Source organism: Streptomyces sp. NPDC048496, assembly GCF_043200055.1.
Classification (GTDB): Bacteria; Actinomycetota; Actinomycetes; order Streptomycetales; family Streptomycetaceae; genus Streptomyces.
In genome coordinates this window covers 1-17493 of the sequence record NZ_JBICXB010000003.1, presented here as the reverse complement: position 1 = coordinate 17493, position 17493 = coordinate 1, and the positions used below count along the sequence as shown (strand labels likewise).

At 66.9% G+C, this 17493-nt stretch carries 13 protein-coding genes and 1 tRNA gene; 3 read left to right on the top strand and 11 right to left on the bottom strand.

Annotation, left to right across the window (positions count from 1 at the left end):
* Positions 1-11: 11 nt before the first annotated feature.
* From rpsG to ACGFSA_RS04340, 11 genes are all read right to left on the bottom strand, one after another.
* Positions 12-482 carry a 30S ribosomal protein S7 gene (rpsG, locus tag ACGFSA_RS04390; protein WP_030977935.1) on the bottom strand — a complete coding sequence of 157 codons (471 nt, stop codon included), beginning with the start codon at positions 480-482 and terminating at the stop codon, positions 12-14.
* Between the two features lie 2 nt (positions 483-484).
* Positions 485-856 (bottom strand): 30S ribosomal protein S12, encoded by a 372-nt coding sequence (gene rpsL / locus ACGFSA_RS04385; RefSeq protein ID WP_003948652.1) that lies wholly within the window; start codon positions 854-856, stop codon positions 485-487.
* 900 nt (positions 857-1756) lie between these two features.
* Positions 1757-5656, bottom strand: coding sequence for a DNA-directed RNA polymerase subunit beta' (locus ACGFSA_RS04380; protein ID WP_393299512.1), 3900 nt, complete (start codon positions 5654-5656; stop codon positions 1757-1759).
* A 98-nt stretch (positions 5657-5754) separates the two neighbouring features.
* Positions 5755-9240 carry a DNA-directed RNA polymerase subunit beta gene (rpoB, locus tag ACGFSA_RS04375; RefSeq protein ID WP_393299509.1) on the bottom strand — a complete coding sequence of 1162 codons (3486 nt, stop codon included), beginning with the start codon at positions 9238-9240 and terminating at the stop codon, positions 5755-5757.
* Positions 9241-9839: 599 nt separating this feature from the next.
* Positions 9840-10223, bottom strand: coding sequence for a 50S ribosomal protein L7/L12 (gene rplL, locus ACGFSA_RS04370; RefSeq protein ID WP_393299506.1), 384 nt, complete (start codon positions 10221-10223; stop codon positions 9840-9842).
* Between the two features lie 85 nt (positions 10224-10308).
* A complete protein-coding gene (rplJ, locus tag ACGFSA_RS04365; protein ID WP_030914107.1) occupies positions 10309-10869 on the bottom strand; it encodes a 50S ribosomal protein L10 in 561 nt (186 codons plus the stop codon).
* A 554-nt stretch (positions 10870-11423) separates the two neighbouring features.
* On the bottom strand, positions 11424-12146 hold the full coding sequence (gene rplA, locus ACGFSA_RS04360) for a 50S ribosomal protein L1 (protein ID WP_358856896.1): 723 nt from the start codon (positions 12144-12146) through the stop codon (positions 11424-11426).
* Positions 12147-12226: 80 nt separating this feature from the next.
* A complete protein-coding gene (rplK, locus tag ACGFSA_RS04355) occupies positions 12227-12661 on the bottom strand; it encodes a 50S ribosomal protein L11 (RefSeq protein WP_030914099.1) in 435 nt (144 codons plus the stop codon).
* 232 nt (positions 12662-12893) lie between these two features.
* Positions 12894-13790, bottom strand: coding sequence for a transcription termination/antitermination protein NusG (gene nusG, locus ACGFSA_RS04350; protein ID WP_393299501.1), 897 nt, complete (start codon positions 13788-13790; stop codon positions 12894-12896).
* Positions 13791-13862: 72 nt separating this feature from the next.
* On the bottom strand, positions 13863-14150 hold the full coding sequence (gene secE / locus ACGFSA_RS04345) for a preprotein translocase subunit SecE (RefSeq protein ID WP_073732696.1): 288 nt from the start codon (positions 14148-14150) through the stop codon (positions 13863-13865).
* Between the two features lie 106 nt (positions 14151-14256).
* Positions 14257-14329, bottom strand: a tRNA-Trp gene (locus ACGFSA_RS04340).
* Positions 14330-14554: 225 nt separating this feature from the next.
* Between ACGFSA_RS04340 and ACGFSA_RS04335 the strand changes: the two genes are divergently transcribed.
* From ACGFSA_RS04335 to ACGFSA_RS04325, 3 genes are all read left to right on the top strand, one after another.
* Positions 14555-15781, top strand: a complete 1227-nt coding sequence (locus ACGFSA_RS04335) for a pyridoxal phosphate-dependent aminotransferase (RefSeq protein WP_393299497.1) — start codon at positions 14555-14557, stop codon at positions 15779-15781.
* Between the two features lie 240 nt (positions 15782-16021).
* Complete coding sequence (locus tag ACGFSA_RS04330) at positions 16022-17047, top strand: adenosine deaminase (protein WP_393299494.1); 1026 nt, start codon at positions 16022-16024, stop codon at positions 17045-17047.
* 142 nt (positions 17048-17189) lie between these two features.
* Positions 17190-17493, top strand: a 304-nt coding sequence (locus ACGFSA_RS04325; protein ID WP_393299491.1) for a transposase, incomplete at its 3' end; no start/stop codon positions are given.

Here is a 17493-nt window from a genome sequence, read left to right as displayed (position 1 = left end):
GTGGGTAGCGACTACCAGCGGTAGTGCGCGAAGGCCTTGTTGGACTCGGCCATCTTGTGGGTGTCCTCGCGCTTCTTGACAGCAGCGCCAAGACCGTTGGAGGCGTCGAGCAGCTCGTTCATGAGGCGCTCGGTCATCGTCTTCTCGCGGCGGGCGCGGGAGTAACCCACGACCCAGCGCAGCGCGAGGGTGGCGGCGCGACCGGGCTTGACCTCGATCGGCACCTGGTAGGTGGCGCCACCGACACGGCGGGACTTGACCTCGAGCGAGGGCTTGACGTTCTCAAGCGCGCGCTTCAGCGTGATGACCGGGTCGTTGCCGGTCTTCTCGCGGAGGCCTTCCATGGCGCCGTACACGATCCGCTCGGCAGTGGAACGCTTGCCGTTGAGCAGGATCTTGTTGATCAGCGAGGTGACAAGAGGAGAACCGTAGACCGGGTCGATGATGACCGGGCGCTTCGGGGCGGGGCCCTTACGAGGCATTCTTACTTCTCCTTCTTGGCGCCGTAGCGGCTGCGGGCCTGCTTGCGGTTCTTGACACCCTGGGTGTCAAGGGAGCCGCGGATGATCTTGTAGCGAACACCCGGCAGGTCCTTCACACGGCCACCACGCACGAGCACAATGGAGTGCTCCTGCAGGTTGTGTCCCTCACCCGGGATGTAGGCCGTGACCTCGATGCCGGAGGTCAGACGCACACGCGCGACCTTACGGAGGGCCGAGTTCGGCTTCTTCGGGGTGGTCGTGAACACACGCGTGCAGACGCCGCGGCGCTGGGGCGAACCCTCAAGCGCGGGCGTCTTGTTCTTCTCGACCTTGTCCTGCCGGCCCTTCCGGACCAGCTGCTGGATCGTAGGCACTACTTCTCCGGTTTCTGTGTGCCGTTCGTGAAACTAACCTGGAACGTCACCGACCCACGCGGTCGGGTGTGTCGAATGCTGTGGACTCCCGCCCGAGGGCAGAAGGGGCACAGATCGCGGTGGCCACTGACGAACTCGCCGTGCGGTTGAGGACACGCACACGAGCCCAGGCACACCCCAGGCACAAGGTCTGAGCGTACCTACCTCACGGACTCCGGTCAAAACAAATGCTATCCGCCGGGACACGCAGGACAGAGCGTTGCGTCCCGTTCACCACCTGGTGCAAACCGGTCGTTCCCCGCACATGCCCCGGTCACTTTCATCAGCCTCTCGTCCCACCGGCCGGCGGGGCGCGCCGAGGGGCACTCCCCCCTCGCTGACCACCCATAAACTCCCGCCTCGCCCTGGACAGCATGCGCAAGAACCAACCTCGCATGATCCAGGCCCAGACGGACCCGGCCGGCCCGTTGCTCGGCAGCGGCGGAGAGCCACGAGCGGGAGGGGCCGAAGAAGCTCGCCCTGCGGGCGCTGAGCAACGTTCCGAACCAGCGGCTTCCCGAGTGGTCCAACAGGACTCCGCGCCGCCACAGCTGCCGCTGGACGCCCGGGCGCGGGACCGTGCACGGGGCCGGCGGGACAGGACACACTGCCCCGCCGCGGTCCGGCGAGCCGCGGCATTCCGGGCCACAGCCCGCCCGGCCGACGGCGCGGGGTGCCGTATCCGCCGCCCCGGACACCCCGGCCCGGCTGCTCTCCGGCTACCCCGGCTACCCGACCCGGCCGCACCGCCTGCGGCCCTTTCCACAGCCCGGACGCCGACCCCGCGCGCGCCGAAGGGCGGTCACCCCGTACGCAACGGGGTGACCGCCCTTCAGTCGTTCAGACCTTCGAACGACTCGCTTACTGGTTGTACGGACCGTAGTCGTAGTCCTCCAGCGGAACGGCCTGGCCGGAGCCCGTGCCGAACGGCGAGTAGTCGATGTCGTCGTAGCCGACGGCCGAGTACATCGCTGCCTTGGCCTCCTCGGTCGGCTCGACCCGGATGTTGCGGTAGCGGGCCAGGCCCGTACCGGCCGGGATGAGCTTACCGATGATGACGTTCTCCTTGAGGCCGATCAGGGAGTCCGACTTGGCGTTGATCGCCGCGTCGGTCAGAACCCTGGTCGTCTCCTGGAAGGACGCCGCCGAGAGCCACGACTCGGTGGCGAGCGAGGCCTTGGTGATACCCATCAGCTGCGGACGGCCGGAGGCGGGGTGACCGCCCTCGGTGACCACACGACGGTTCTCGGTCTCGAACTTCGACCGCTCGACCAGCTCGCCCGGCAGCAGCTCCGCGTCACCGGACTCGATGATCGTCACGCGGCGCAGCATCTGCCGGATGATGATCTCGATGTGCTTGTCGTGGATCGACACGCCCTGCGAGTTGTACACCTTCTGGACTTCGCCGACCAGGTGGACCTGGACCGCGCGCTGACCGAGGATGCGCAGCACGTCGTGCGGGTTGGTGGCACCCACGGTGAGCTTCTGGCCCACCTCGACGTGGTCGCCCTCGCCCACGAGCAGACGGGCACGCTTCGAGATCGGGAACGGCGTCTCTTCGCTGCCGTCGTCCGGGGTGACGACGATCTTCTTGGTCTTCTCGGTCTCCTCGATACGGATGCGGCCGGCCGCCTCCGAGATCGGGGCGACACCCTTGGGCGTACGGGCTTCGAAGAGCTCGACGACACGGGGCAGACCCTGGGTGATGTCGTCACCGGCCACACCACCGGTGTGGAAGGTACGCATCGTCAGCTGGGTACCGGGCTCACCGATGGACTGGGCGGCGATGATGCCGACCGCCTCGCCGATGTCGACCAGCTTGCCGGTGGCGAGCGAGCGTCCGTAGCAGAAGGCACAGGTGCCGACCGCGGACTCACAGGTCAGGACCGAACGGGTCTTGACCTCCTCGACGCCGGCGCCCACCAGGGCGTCGATCAGGACGTCACCGAGGTCGACGTTGGCAGGCGCGATGACCTTGCCGTCGACGACGACGTCCTCGGCGAGCATGCGGGCGTAGACCGAGGTCTCGACGTCCTCCGTCTTGCGGAGCACACCGTCCGCACCCTTGACGGCGATCTTCAGCTTGAGGCCACGGTCGGTGCCGCAGTCCTCCTCGCGGATGATCACGTCCTGCGAGACGTCCACCAGACGACGGGTCAGGTAACCCGAGTCGGCGGTACGCAGGGCGGTGTCCGCCAGACCCTTACGGGCACCGTGCGTGGAGATGAAGTACTCCAGAACGGTGAGGCCCTCACGGAAGGACGCCTTGATCGGACGCGGGATGGTCTCGTTCTTGGCGTTGGACACCAGACCACGCATACCGGCGATCTGACGCATCTGCATCATGTTTCCTCGGGCACCCGAGTCAACCATCATGAAGATGGGGTTCGTCCGCGGGAAGTTCGCGTTCATCGCCTCGGCAACCTCGTTGGTCGCCTTGGTCCAGATCGCGATGAGCTCCTGCGTGCGCTCGTCCTTGGTGATCAGACCGCGCTCGTACTGCTTCTGGACCTTCTCGTCCTGAGCCTCGTAACCCGCGACGATGGCCTTCTTGGCCTCGGGCACGACGACGTCGGAGATGGCCACGGTGACACCCGAGCGGGTCGCCCAGTGGAAACCGGCCGCCTTCAGGTTGTCGAGCGTCGCCGCCACGATGACCTTGGGGTAGCGCTCGGCCAGGTCGTTGACGATCTCGGAGAGCTGCTTCTTGCCCACCGAGTAGTCGACGAACGGGTAGTCCTCGGGCAGCAGCTCGTTGAAGAGCGCGCGGCCCAGGGACGTACGCAGCCGGAACGTGTCGCCCTGCTGGTACTCCTGCTCGCCCTCCTCGGCGACCGGCGGCACCCAGCCACGCGGCGGGATGGTGCCCACCGGGAAGCGGATGTCGACCTGCGCCTGGAGCGACAGCTCGCCGGCGTCGAAGGCCATGATCGCCTCGGCCGTGGAACCGAAGGAACGGCCCTGGCCGATGACCTTGCGCTCCTCCTCGTCCGTGGTGAGGAAGAACAGGCCCAGCACCATGTCCTGGGTCGGCATGGTGACGGGACGACCGTCGGCCGGCTTCAGGATGTTGTTCGAGGACAGCATCAGGATGCGGGCCTCGGCCTGCGCCTCCGCGGAGAGCGGCAGGTGCACGGCCATCTGGTCACCGTCGAAGTCCGCGTTGAACGCGGTGCAGACGAGCGGGTGGATCTGGATGGCCTTGCCCTCGACCAGCTGCGGCTCGAAGGCCTGGATGCCGAGGCGGTGCAGGGTCGGTGCACGGTTCAGCAGCACCGGGTGCTCGGCGATGACCTCTTCGAGGACGTCGTACACCACGGTGCGGCCGCGCTCGACCATGCGCTTGGCCGACTTGATGTTCTGCGCGTGGTTCAGGTCGACCAGGCGCTTCATCACGAACGGCTTGAAGAGCTCCAGCGCCATCGCCTTCGGCAGACCGCACTGGTGCAGCTTCAGCTGCGGACCGACGACGATCACGGAACGCGCGGAGTAGTCCACACGCTTACCGAGAAGGTTCTGACGGAAACGACCCTGCTTGCCCTTGAGCATGTCGCTCAGGGACTTCAGCGGGCGGTTGCCCGGGCCGGTGACCGGGCGACCGCGGCGGCCGTTGTCGAACAGCGCGTCGACGGCCTCCTGCAGCATCCGCTTCTCGTTGTTCACGATGATCTCGGGGGCACCGAGGTCAAGGAGACGCTTGAGGCGGTTGTTGCGGTTGATCACACGGCGGTACAGGTCGTTCAGGTCGGAGGTCGCGAAGCGGCCACCGTCCAGCTGCACCATCGGACGCAGGTCCGGCGGGATGACCGGCACGCAGTCGAGCACCATGCCCTTGGGGCTGTTGCTGGTCTGCAGGAACGCGGAGACGACCTTGAGGCGCTTGAGCGCACGGGTCTTCTTCTGGCCCTTGCCGGTACGGATGATCTCGCGGAGGCGCTCGGCCTCCTCGTCGAGGTCGAAGGACTCCAGGCGCTTCTGCAGGGCAGCGGCACCCATGGAGCCGTCGAAGTACGTGCCGAAGCGGTCACGCAGCTCGCGGTAGAGCAGCTCGTCGCCCTCGAGGTCCTGGACCTTGAGGTTCTTGAAGCGGTTCCACACCTCGTCGAGACGGTCGATCTCGCGCTGCGCACGGTCGCGCAGCTGCTTCATCTCACGCTCTGCACCTTCGCGCACCTTGCGGCGTACGTCGGCCTTGGCACCCTCGGCCTCGAGCTCGGCCAGGTCGGTCTCGAGCTTCTTGGCGCGGGCCTCCAGGTCGGAGTCGCGACGGTTCTCGACCTGCTGACGCTCGACGGAGACGTGCGCCTCCAGCGAGGGCAGGTCACGCGTACGGCGCTCCTCGTCCACGAACGTGATCATGTACGCGGCGAAGTAGATGACCTTTTCGAGGTCCTTCGGCGCGAGATCGAGCAGGTAGCCGAGGCGCGACGGGACGCCCTTGAAGTACCAGATGTGAGTGACGGGAGCGGCAAGCTCGATGTGGCCCATGCGCTCACGACGCACCTTGGCGCGCGTGACCTCCACGCCACAACGCTCACAGATGATGCCCTTGAAGCGGACACGCTTGTACTTGCCGCAGTAGCACTCCCAGTCCCGGGTCGGACCGAAGATCTTCTCGCAGAAGAGTCCGTCCTTTTCGGGCTTGAGCGTGCGGTAGTTGATGGTCTCCGGCTTCTTCACTTCGCCGTGCGACCAGGTCCGGATGTCGTCCGCGGTGGCAAGGCCGATCCGCAGCTCGTCGAAGAAGTTGACGTCGAGCACTTGTCGTCAATCCCTCTTTCGGGGTCGAGTCTCAATCAATGGTCTGAACGGGTCCGGGGAGAGCCGGCCGCCCCTGAGCGGGGCGGCCGACCAGCCCGTCAGACCTCTTCGACGCTGCTCGGCTCGCGCCGGGACAGGTCGATACCGAGCTCCTCCGCCGCGCGGAAGACGTCCTCATCCGTGTCGCGCATCTCGATGGACATGCCGTCCGAGGAGAGCACCTCCACGTTGAGGCAGAGCGACTGCATTTCCTTGATGAGCACCTTGAAGGACTCGGGAATGCCCGGCTCGGGGATGTTCTCGCCCTTGACGATGGCCTCGTAGACCTTCACGCGGCCGGTCACGTCGTCGGACTTGATCGTCAGCAGCTCCTGGAGGGCGTAAGCGGCGCCATATGCCTCCAGCGCCCACACCTCCATCTCACCGAAGCGCTGTCCACCGAACTGAGCCTTACCACCCAGCGGCTGCTGGGTGATCATGGAGTACGGACCCGTCGAGCGAGCGTGCAGCTTGTCGTCGACGAGGTGGTGGAGCTTGAGGATGTACATGTACCCGACCGAAACCGGGTCCGGGAACGGCTCACCGGAGCGGCCGTCGAACAGCTTGGCCTTGCCGGAGGGCTGGACCAGGCGGTCGCCGTCGCGGTTCGGGATCGTGGCCTCGAAGAGACCGGAGATCTCGTCCTCGCGCGCACCGTCGAAGACGGGCGTGGCGACGTTGGTGCCGGGGGCGACCTGGTCGGCGCCGATGGCCTGCAGGCGCTTGGCCCACTCGTCACCGAGGCCGGAGACGTCCCAGCCGCGGCTGGCGAGCCAGCCGAGGTGGATCTCCAGGACCTGTCCCGGGTTCATTCGGGACGGGACACCCAGCGGGTTGAGGATGATGTCGACCGGGGTGCCGTCCTCCAGGAACGGCATGTCCTCGATCGGGAGGATCTTCGAGATGACGCCCTTGTTGCCGTGACGGCCGGCGAGCTTGTCACCATCGGTGATCTTGCGCTTCTGCGCGACGTAGACGCGGACCAGCTGGTTCACGCCCGGCGGCAGCTCGTCGCCCTCTTCGCGGTCGAAGACGCGGACGCCGATGACCTTGCCGATCTCACCGTGCGGCACCTTCAGCGAGGTGTCGCGCACCTCGCGCGCCTTCTCACCGAAGATCGCGCGGAGCAGGCGCTCCTCGGGGGTCAGCTCGGTCTCACCCTTGGGCGTGACCTTGCCGACGAGGATGTCACCGGCGACGACCTCGGCACCGATACGGATGATGCCGCGCTCGTCGAGGTCGGCGAGGACCTCTTCCGAGACGTTCGGGATGTCCCGGGTGATCTCCTCCGGGCCGAGCTTGGTGTCACGGGCGTCGACCTCGTGCTCCTCGATGTGGATCGAGGAGAGGACGTCGTCCTGCACGAGGCGCTGCGACAGGATGATCGCGTCCTCGTAGTTGTGACCCTCCCACGGCATGAACGCCACGAGCAGGTTCTTGCCGAGCGCCATCTCACCGTTCTCGGTGGCCGGCCCGTCGGCGAGGACCTGGCCCTCGATGACCCGGTCGCCCTCGGAGACGACGACCTTCTGGTTGACCGAGGTGCCCTGGTTGGAGCGCGAGAACTTGGCGATGCGGTACGTGGTGTACGTGCCGTCGTCGTTGGTGACGGTGATGTAGTCCGCGGAGACCTCCTGGACGACACCGTCCTTCTCGGCCTTCAGGACGTCACCGGCATCGGTGGCGCAGCGGTACTCCATGCCGGTGCCGACGAGCGGGGCCTCCGACTTGATCAGCGGCACCGCCTGCCGCATCATGTTCGCGCCCATGAGTGCACGGTTGGCGTCGTCGTGCTCCAGGAAGGGGATCATCGCGGTGGCGACGGACACCATCTGGCGCGGCGAGACGTCCATGTAGTCGACGTCCGTGCCGGGCACGTAGTCGACCTCTCCGCCACGACGGCGGACCAGGACGCGGGGCTCGACGAAGCGCAGATCCTCGGAGAGCGTCGCGTTCGCCTGGGCGATCACGAAGCGGTCTTCCTCGTCGGCGGTGATGTAGTCGACCTCGTCGGTGACCTGACCGTCGACGACCTTGCGGTACGGCGTCTCGATGAAGCCGAACGCGTTGACACGTCCGTACGAGGCGAGCGAACCGATCAGACCGATGTTCGGGCCTTCAGGGGTCTCGATCGGGCACATGCGTCCGTAGTGGGACGGGTGCACGTCACGGACCTCGAAGCCGGCCCGCTCACGGGAGAGACCACCCGGGCCAAGTGCCGACAGACGGCGCTTGTGGGTGAGACCCGACAGCGGGTTGTTCTGGTCCATGAACTGAGACAGCTGGCTGGTGCCGAAGAACTCCTTGATGGAGGCGACGACCGGCCGGATGTTGATCAGGGTCTGCGGCGTGATCGCCTCGACGTCCTGGGTGGTCATACGCTCACGCACGACGCGCTCCATACGGGCGAGACCCGTACGGACCTGGTTCTGGATGAGCTCGCCGACGTTGCGCAGACGACGGTTGCCGAAGTGGTCGATGTCGTCGGTCTCGACGACGATCGTCCGGCCGGACTCGCCGACCGTCTCGGTCTCCCCGGCGTGCAGCTTGACCAGGTACTTGATGGTCGCGATGACGTCGTCGGTGGTGAGCACCCCGGCGTCCAGCGGCTCATCGGCGCCGAGCTTCTTGTTCACCTTGTAGCGTCCGACCTTCGCGAGGTCGTAGCGCTTCGGGTTGAAGTAGAGGTTCTCGAGCAGCGTCTGAGCAGCCTCGCGGGTGGGCGGCTCGCCCGGGCGCAGCTTGCGGTAGATGTCGAGCAGCGCGTCGTCCTGGCCCTGGGTGTGGTCCTTCTCCAGGGTGGCGCGCATGGACTCGTACTCGCCGAACTCCTCGAGGATCTGCTCGGTGGTCCAACCGAGGGCCTTCAGGAGAACGGTCACGGACTGCTTGCGCTTGCGGTCGATGCGGACACCGACCATGTCGCGCTTGTCGATCTCCATCTCGAGCCAGGCACCCCGGGACGGGATGATCTTGGCGGAGAAGATGTCCTTGTCGGACGTCTTGTCGATGGAGGAGTCGAAGTAGACACCCGGCGAGCGGACGAGCTGCGACACGACGACACGCTCGGTGCCGTTGATGACGAAGGTGCCCTTGTTGGTCATGAGCGGGAAGTCGCCCATGAAGACCGTCTGGGACTTGATCTCGCCGGTCTCGTTGTTGGTGAACTCGGCCGTGACGAAGAGCGGGGCGGCGAACGTGAAGTCGCGCTCCTTGCACTCGTCGATCGAGTTCTTCGGGGGCTCGAAGCGGTGGTCGCGGAACGTAAGCGACATCGACCCGGAGAAGTCCTCGATCGGTGAAATCTCCTCGAAGATTTCCTCCAGGCCGGACTTGGTGGGGACGTCTTGTCCACTGTCCAGAGCAGCCTCGACGCGAGCCTTCCAGGCGGCATTGCCGAGGAGCCAGTCAAAGCTCTCGGTCTGCAGCGCGAGGAGGTTCGGAACCTCGAGGGGCTCCTTGATCTTTGCAAAAGAGATGCGCAGCGGGGCGGTGCTGGCACCGTTGTTCGTATTCGCGGTCGAGGCGTTGCGCGAGGCGGCCAAGAGGGGGTCCTTCCGAGGGCTCGGACTCACTACGCGCGTACCGGTCCCAAGTTGGACACGGAGACAGAAATCCCAGGTCAGGGAGGATCGGCCATCGGTGCTCAAGCGTGGGCATGCCCCTGGTGACGGGCAGGAGGCAGCTAACAGGCAGCGCAAAGGGTCAGTGTAGCCAAACGGCACACTGATGTCCAGTCCGGGTTCTCAGAGACCCTCGTAGCTCGCAACAGCTGTTCTCAACACCTATGAATCGCCCTCGCGCGGGATGCGCTCTTCTTTACTGCCCTCTTCGTCATCGATCCATGCCTCGGATTCGGATCGATGTGACGACGCGTCCTGAGAATTGCGCGCCGCGTGCGGTTCGTCAAGGCCCCCCTGCCAGGACAGAGCCCCCCGAGACCGTCACCCGCCGCCCCTCGGCATCGGCCGACGGCCCCGAGAGGCGTACGGCGAAGATCACCATACTCGTCAACCGCGGAAGAGCAAGGCAACCGCCTCGGGTACGCCGAAGGGCGACCACCCGTTCGGGTGGTCGCCCTTCGCGATGTGACGTCCGTGCCGTGCGGCACGAGCAGTCCAGACGAGTCAGAAGACTCGCAGGGTCACTTGACCTCGACCGAGGCGCCAGCGGCCTTGAGGGACTCGGCAGCCTTCTCGGCGGCCTCCTTCGCGACCTTCTCGAGGACCGGCTTCGGGGTGCCGTCGACGAGGTCCTTGGCCTCCTTCAGACCCAGGGAGGTCAGCTCACGCACGACCTTGATGACCTGGATCTTCTTCTCGCCGGCGCCGGTGAGGATGACGTCGAACTCGTCCTGCTCCTCGACGGCCTCGGCGGCGGCGGCAGCGCCACCGGCGGCGGCAATGGCGACCGGAGCGGCAGCCTTGACGTCGAACTTCTCCTCGAACGCCTTGACGAACTCGGAGAGCTCGATGAGGGTCAGGGTCTCGAACTGCTCGAGCAGCTCGTCCTGGGACAGCTTCGCCATGATGGCGTCCTTCCACTAAGTCGGCAGGTGCCGGGTGTATATGAAGGCGGGCGTACGGGCCCGCTGCGAGCCGTGGGGCGGAGTGTTACTCCGCCACCTCGGCGTCGGCGGGAGCCGGCGTACCGGCACCGCCCTGCTCGACCTTGGCGCGAAGGGCGTCCGCGGTGCGGACGAACTCCGACAGAGGGGCCTGGAAAGTCGCCGCGGCCTTGGCCATCGACGCCTTGATCCCACCGGCCACCTTGGCGAGCAGAACCTCGCGGGACTCGAGGTCCGCAAGCTTCTTGATCTCATCTGCGGACAGCGCCTTACCGTCAAGGACACCGCCCTTGATGATGAGGTTCGGGTTGTCCTTGGCGAAGTCACGAAGACCCTTCGCCGACTCCACCGGGTCACCGGTGACGAAGGCAACCGCCGTCGGGCCTGCGAACAGGTCGTCCAGCGTGTCGATCCCGGCCTCGTTGGCCGCAATCTTGGTCAGCGTGTTCTTCACCACGGCGTACTGGGCGTTCTCACCGAGCGAACGGCGCAGCTGCTTGAGCTGTGCCACGGTGAGACCCCGGTACTCGGTCAGCACAGCGGCGTTCGAGCTGCGGAACTGGTCCGCGAGCTCGGCTACCGCGGCAGCCTTGTCGGGCCTTGCCATGAGCGTCGGCCTCCTTCCGGGTGATGAGGACCGCTCAGAAGGGGCCGGGAAAGACGAAACGCCCCGGCACAGGTGCCAGGGCGCAGCTCGACCGGACGGAGTCCGGGAGCTTTCCACAGTCACCTGCGCAGGTCGTCCGCACTCAACGGATCCTTCGGTCACTACCCCCTCTTGCGAGAGCGCAGCAACGACCAGCGGTCTTTGGCTTCTGGAGGAGAGTACGCGACCGGGGTCGTGCCGAGCAAATCCGTCCCGGTTCGGGCGGTGCGGGAGGTTTAAGACGCGCCCGTAGTGCTGCCCTGCTGCTGCTCCACGAGCTTCTGGAAGTCCACCGTGTCGGCGGCAGGAGGCCCCTCGACCGTGACTTGGGTGCCGTATCGGCGTCGAGCCGGGAGTTCTTCGCGGTCGCCCCGTCGACGTCGGCCGTCCCGGAGTAGTGCGTGGCGGCGCCCCGTACGTCGTCCTGGCGGACACGAGGACGGGCCCCGCACCTCGAAAGGTTGCGGGGCCCGTCAATGTCACACGTGACACGGCTTTCGTACGAGCGCGGAGGCTCAGACGGCGGCCGGGTCCTCCTCGACGAGGAGGTTACGGGTGCGGTTGGCGTCCAGCGGGATGCCGGGGCCCATCGTGGTGGCCAGGGTGGCCTTCTTGATGTAGCGGCCCTTGGCGGCGGACGGCTTCAGACGGAGGATCTCCTCCAGCGCCGCGGCGTAGTTCTCGACCAGCTTCGTGTCATCGAAGGAGACCTTGCCGATGATGAAGTGCAGGTTCGAGTGCTTGTCGACGCGGAACTCGATCTTGCCGCCCTTGATGTCGTTGACAGCCTTCGCGACATCGGGGGTGACCGTACCGGTCTTCGGGTTCGGCATCAGACCACGCGGACCGAGCACACGGCCGAGGCGGCCGACCTTGCCCATGAGGTCCGGAGTGGCGACGACGGCGTCGAAGTCCAGACGGCCCTTCGCCACCTCGTCGATGAGCTCGTCGGCGCCGACGATGTCGGCGCCCGCGGCTTCCGCGGCCGCAGCACGGTCACCGGTCGCGAAGACCAGGACCCGGGCGGTCTTGCCGGTGCCGTGCGGGAGGTTCACGGTGCCACGGACCATCTGGTCGGCCTTGCGCGGGTCTACACCCAGGCAGAACGCGACCTCGACGGTGCCGTCGAACTTGGTGGTGGCGGTTTCCTTGGCGAGACGGACGGCCTCGAGGGGGGCGTAGTTCCGCTCCCGGTCGACCTTGGCGTCCGCAGCGCGGAGGTTCTTGCTGCGCTTCACTTCTGCTCCTGTGGTTTCAGGTGTGGAGGCGTGGTACGGGCCAGCGCTTGGCCCTGCCACTGAAGGACTACGGGGGCTGATCAGCCCTCGACCGTGATGCCCATCGAACGGGCGGTGCCGGCGATGATCTTCGACGCGGCGTCCAGGTCGTTGGCGTTCAGGTCGGGCAGCTTGACCGTGGCGATCTCGCGGACCTGGGCGCTCGTGAGCTTCGCGACCTTGGTCTTGTGCGGCTCGCCGGAGCCCTTGTCCACACCCGCGGCCTTGAGGATGAGCTTGGCGGCCGGCGGGGTCTTCGTCACGAAGGTGAAGGAACGGTCCTCGTAGACCGTGATCTCCACCGGCACGACCATGCCACGCTGCGACTCGGTCGCGGCGTTGTAGGCCTTGCAGAACTCCATGATGTTGACGCCGTGCTGGCCGAGCGCGGGGCCGACCGGCGGGGCCGGGTTGGCCGCACCGGCGTTGATCTGGAGCTTGATAAGCCCCGTGACCTTCTTCTTCTTGGGAGGCATTGCTCTCTCCGGGTCCTAGTGAGAGTTTTTCGCCGTCATCCGGTCATCCGGATGCAGGCATACCGCACAACGATAACGGGTATAGCTGCGCGACCAAAAACCGAGCAGGTCAGAGAAGCTGCGAAGCCTCTCTGACCTGCTCGGAAGGCATGTGTCCAGGAGTCGGCGGAAACCGCTGGTGCCGTGACCGGCAAGCTCTGCCGCGACGGGGCAAAGCCTGCCGGGAGGGGGACTAGTTCTTCTGGATCTGGTCGAAGCTGAGCTCGACCGGGGTCTCGCGGCCGAAGATCTCGACGAGACCCTTGACCTTCTTCGAATCGGCGTTGATCTCGTTGATGGTCGCCTGCAGCGTCGCGAACGGGCCGTCGGTGACGGTGACCGAGTCGCCCACCTCGAAGTCCAGCACCTGGACCTCGACCTTGCGGGACGGAACCGGCTTGCCCTCGGCCTCTGCGGCCTCGCGGGCGGCCTTCTCCTCGGCCTCCGGGGCGAGCATCTTGACGATCTCGTCCAGGGTCAGCGGGTACGGGTCGTAGGCGTTGCCCACGAAGCCGGTGACGCCGGGCGTGTTGCGGACGACGCCCCAGGACTCGTTCGTCAGGTCCATGCGCACCAGGACGTAACCCGGGAGCTTGTTCTGACGGACGTTCTTCCGCTCGCCGTTCTTGATCTGGACGATCTCTTCCTCGGGCACCTCGGCCTGGTAGATGAAGTCCTCGACGTTGAGCGAGACGGCGCGCTGCTCCAGGTTGGCCTTCACGCGCTTCTCGTAACCGGCGTACGTGTGGATGACGTACCACTCGCCGGGGAGACCGCGGAGCTCGTCACGGAGCGCGGTGACGGCGTCGACGGGAGCGGCCGGCTCGGCCTCTTCCTCGGCCTCCTCGTCGCCCTCGGACGCGCTGTCCTCGTCCTCGGAGTCGGTCTCGTCGTCGGAGCCGGTCTCGTCCTCGTCGTCCTCGACGTGCAGGGCGGCTTGCTCGGCGGGCTCGCCCGCGGCGGCGTCGCCGGCTTCGGCCTGGTCCGGCTCCACAGCGTCCGCCGCCTCGACGATCTCGAACTCGTCCTCGGCGGACTCGACGTCGCCCGCCGTCGAGTCGACGGCGTCGTTCAGGTTCGGGTCAGACACGGTGGCTGCTTCTTCCTGGATACAAATGGGTGGAACATGCGAAAGGGGCGCCCTGGGGCGCCCTCCGCGGGATCAGCCGAAGACGTACTTGATGACCCGCTGGAATCCGAAGTCAATCACGGTAACAAGACCGATCATGACGACGACGAAGACAATCACCACGGACGTGTACGTCGTGAGCTGGTTGCGAGTCGGCCAGACAACCTTGCGCAACTCGGCGACGATCTGGCGGTAGAACAGCGCGAGACGGCCCAGGGGGCCCTTCTTGCCGCGCTTGCCGCCCTTCCGAGTCTTCTTCTTCGACTCGGGTACTTCATCCTCAGCATCAGGCATGTCGATGGAGCCCACGGCGTCCGTCACGCTACTCACCTGATTCCGGGTCATGGCCGTGCCGCGCCCGGTGGAGCCGCACGGCGGTGCATTGAAGTACGTACATGCGCACACATCCTGGCGAAGGAGTGTGTAGCAGGGCCGGAGGGACTTGAACCCCCAACCGCTGGTTTTGGAGACCAGTGCTCTACCAATTGAGCTACGACCCTTTGTGGTTTCCACCAACCTACCGCATCTTTCCCGGTACCCCGGGTGCAGCAACGGTGTGGCTGGTGAAGGCCAACGACAGGTGAGTGTACGTGCTCAGCGGCCCGGCGTCGAACAGACAGCTCCCGACAGCTCGTGGCCGCATGTTGTCCACATGCTGTCCGAGTCCTGTCCGGTCCCTGAAACCCGTGCGCCGACAGGGATCGGGGTCTGGGACGATGGGGCCCATGAGCGCTGCAACTCCCCCCTCCGAGCGCCGGGTCTCCGCCCGCATCGGTGCCATCTCCGAATCCGCCACCCTCGCCGTCGACGCCAAGGCCAAGGCCCTCAAGGCCGCCGGCCGTCCGGTGATCGGCTTCGGTGCCGGCGAGCCCGACTTCCCGACCCCCGGCTACATCGTCGACGCCGCGGTCGAGGCCTGCCGCAACCCGAAGTACCACCGCTACACCCCCGCCGGCGGGCTCCCCGAGCTCAAGGCCGCCCTTGCGGAGAAGACGCTGCGCGACTCCGGTTACGAGGTCGACGCCTCCCAGATCCTGGTGACCAACGGCGGCAAGCAGGCCATCTACGAGGCGTTCGCCGCGATCCTCGATCCGGGCGACGAGGTCATCGTCCCGGCGCCGTACTGGACCACCTACCCCGAGTCGATCCGCCTCGCCGGCGGTGTCCCGGTGGAGGTCGTGGCCGACGAGACCACCGGCTACCGGGTCTCCGTCGAGCAGCTGGAGGCGGCGCGCACCGAGCGTACGAAGGTCGTCCTGTTCGTCTCCCCGTCGAACCCGACCGGTGCGGTGTACAGCGAGGCGGACGCCAAGGCGATCGGCGAGTGGGCCGTCGAGCACGGCCTGTGGGTGCTGACCGACGAGATCTACGAGCACCTGGTCTACGGCACCGCGAAGTTCACCTCGCTGCCGGCGCTCGTGCCCGCCCTGCGCGACAAGTGCATCGTGGTCAACGGTGTCGCCAAGACGTACGCGATGACCGGCTGGCGCGTGGGCTGGCTCATCGCCCCGAAGGACGTCGTCAAGGCCGCGACCAACCTGCAGTCGCACGCCACGTCCAACGTCTCCAACGTCGCTCAGGTCGCCGCGCTGGCCGCCGTCTCCGGGAACCTGGACGCGGTCGCCGAGATGCGGACCGCCTTCGACCGCCGTCGGCAGACCATCGTGCGGATGCTGAACGAGATCGACGGCGTGCTGTGCCCGGAGCCCGAGGGCGCGTTCTACGCCTACCCGTCGGTGAAGGCGCTGCTCGGCAAGGAGATCCGCGGCAAGCGCCCGGCCACCTCGGTCGAGCTGGCGGCACTGATCCTGGACGAGGCCGAGGTCGCGGTCGTTCCGGGCGAGGCCTTCGGCACTCCGGGCTACCTGCGGCTGTCGTACGCGCTGGGCGACGAGGACCTCGTCGAGGGCGTGTCGCGGCTCCAGAAGCTGCTGGGCGAGGCCAAGGCCTGATCGGCTTCGGACACGCGAACGGGTCTCCGGTGAAATCCGGAGACCCGTTTGTGCGTTCAGGCAACACTCGTTCGGTGAAACGGGCTGCCTGGTCCGAGATTTTTACGGCAGGATCTTGGAGTGACTCCTCCCCCTTCAGCAGGGGGCTTCTCACTTGGCCTACTGTGCGGCCTCATGACGGACAAGCCCTGCCCGGCGCCCTAGCGGCACAGGTCGGAGCGTAACAGTTACGGAGGGTGAATGGACGCCGTTCGCAACCTTCACCTGCTGCCCAAGGCTCACCTGCACCTGCATTTCACCGGGTCGATGCGGCCCACGACACTGCTCGAACTCGCCGACAAGCACGGCGTACGCCTGCCGGAGGCACTGACCGGCGGCGAACCGCCCCAGCTGCGGGCCACCGACGAGCGCGGCTGGTTCCGCTTCCAGCGGCTCTACGACATCGCCCGGTCCTGTCTGCGGGCGCCCGAGGACATCCAGCGGCTGGTGCGCGAGGCGGCCCAGGAGGACGTCGCAGACGGCTCCGGCTGGCTGGAGATCCAGGTCGACCCCACCTCGTACGCCCCGCTGCTCGGCGGGCTGATCCCGGCGATCGAGATCATTCTGGACGCGGTGGACGCCGCCGCCCGCGAGACCGGGCTCGGGATGCGGGTGGTGATCGCCGCGAACCGGATGAAGCACCCGCTGGACGCGCGGACGCTGGCACGGCTCGCGGTGCGCTACGCGGACCGGGGCGTCGTCGGCTTCGGGCTCTCCAACGACGAGCGGCGCGGGATGGCGCGCGACTTCGACCGGGCCTTCGCCATCGCCAGGGAGGGCGGCCTGCTGGCGGCCCCGCACGGCGGGGAGCTGGCCGGCCCGTCGAGCGTGCGGGACTGCGTGGACGACCTCGACGCGGCCCGGATCGGCCACGGCGTACGGGCCGCCGAGGACCCGCTGCTGCTGCGCAGACTGGCGGAGCGCGGGGTGACCTGCGAGGTGTGTCCCGCGTCGAACGTGGCACTGGGCGTCTACGAGAAGCCGTCGGGCGTACCCTTGCGCACTCTGTTCGAGGCCGGGGTGCCGATGGCGCTCGGCGCGGACGACCCGCTGCTCTTCGGCTCCCGACTGGCCGCGCAGTACGAACTCGCACGCCGCCATCACGCGTTCACGGACGAGGAGCTGGCGGAGCTGGCGCGGCAGTCGGTACGGGGGTCGGCGGCGCCGTCCGACGTACGGGGGCGGCTGCTCTCCGGGATCGACGACTGGCTGGCGAAGCCGGCCTGACAAGCGCGACGGCCGGGAGACGGGCCCACCTGCGAGCCCGCACCGGCCCGGCTGTGCCCCGATTCCGTGCAGCACTCTAGTAGGGCTTTGTTAGGTACCCCGGATGTTCAGCCAGGGGTAGGGTTGTGATCTTCTTTCAGGTGTGACACCTGAGGAGATGGAAGAGGTCCGGCCGCGTCTGGAGGCGTTCGCGGCGGAGATGCTGGGCTCGTTGGCGCGTCGGGACCAGCGGGCCAAGGGCGAGCTGTACCTGCGCGGGCTGATGCTGGACGGCAAGCGCAAGTCGATGCAGCCGATGGCCGAGCGCCTGGGCGTGGACCACCAGCAGCTCCAGCAGTTCGTCTCCTCCTCCACCTGGGACTACTCCAAGGTCCGGGAACGGCTGGCCCGGTGGGCTGCGGCGCACATCTCACCCGAGGCGTACGCCATCGATGACGTGGGCTTCC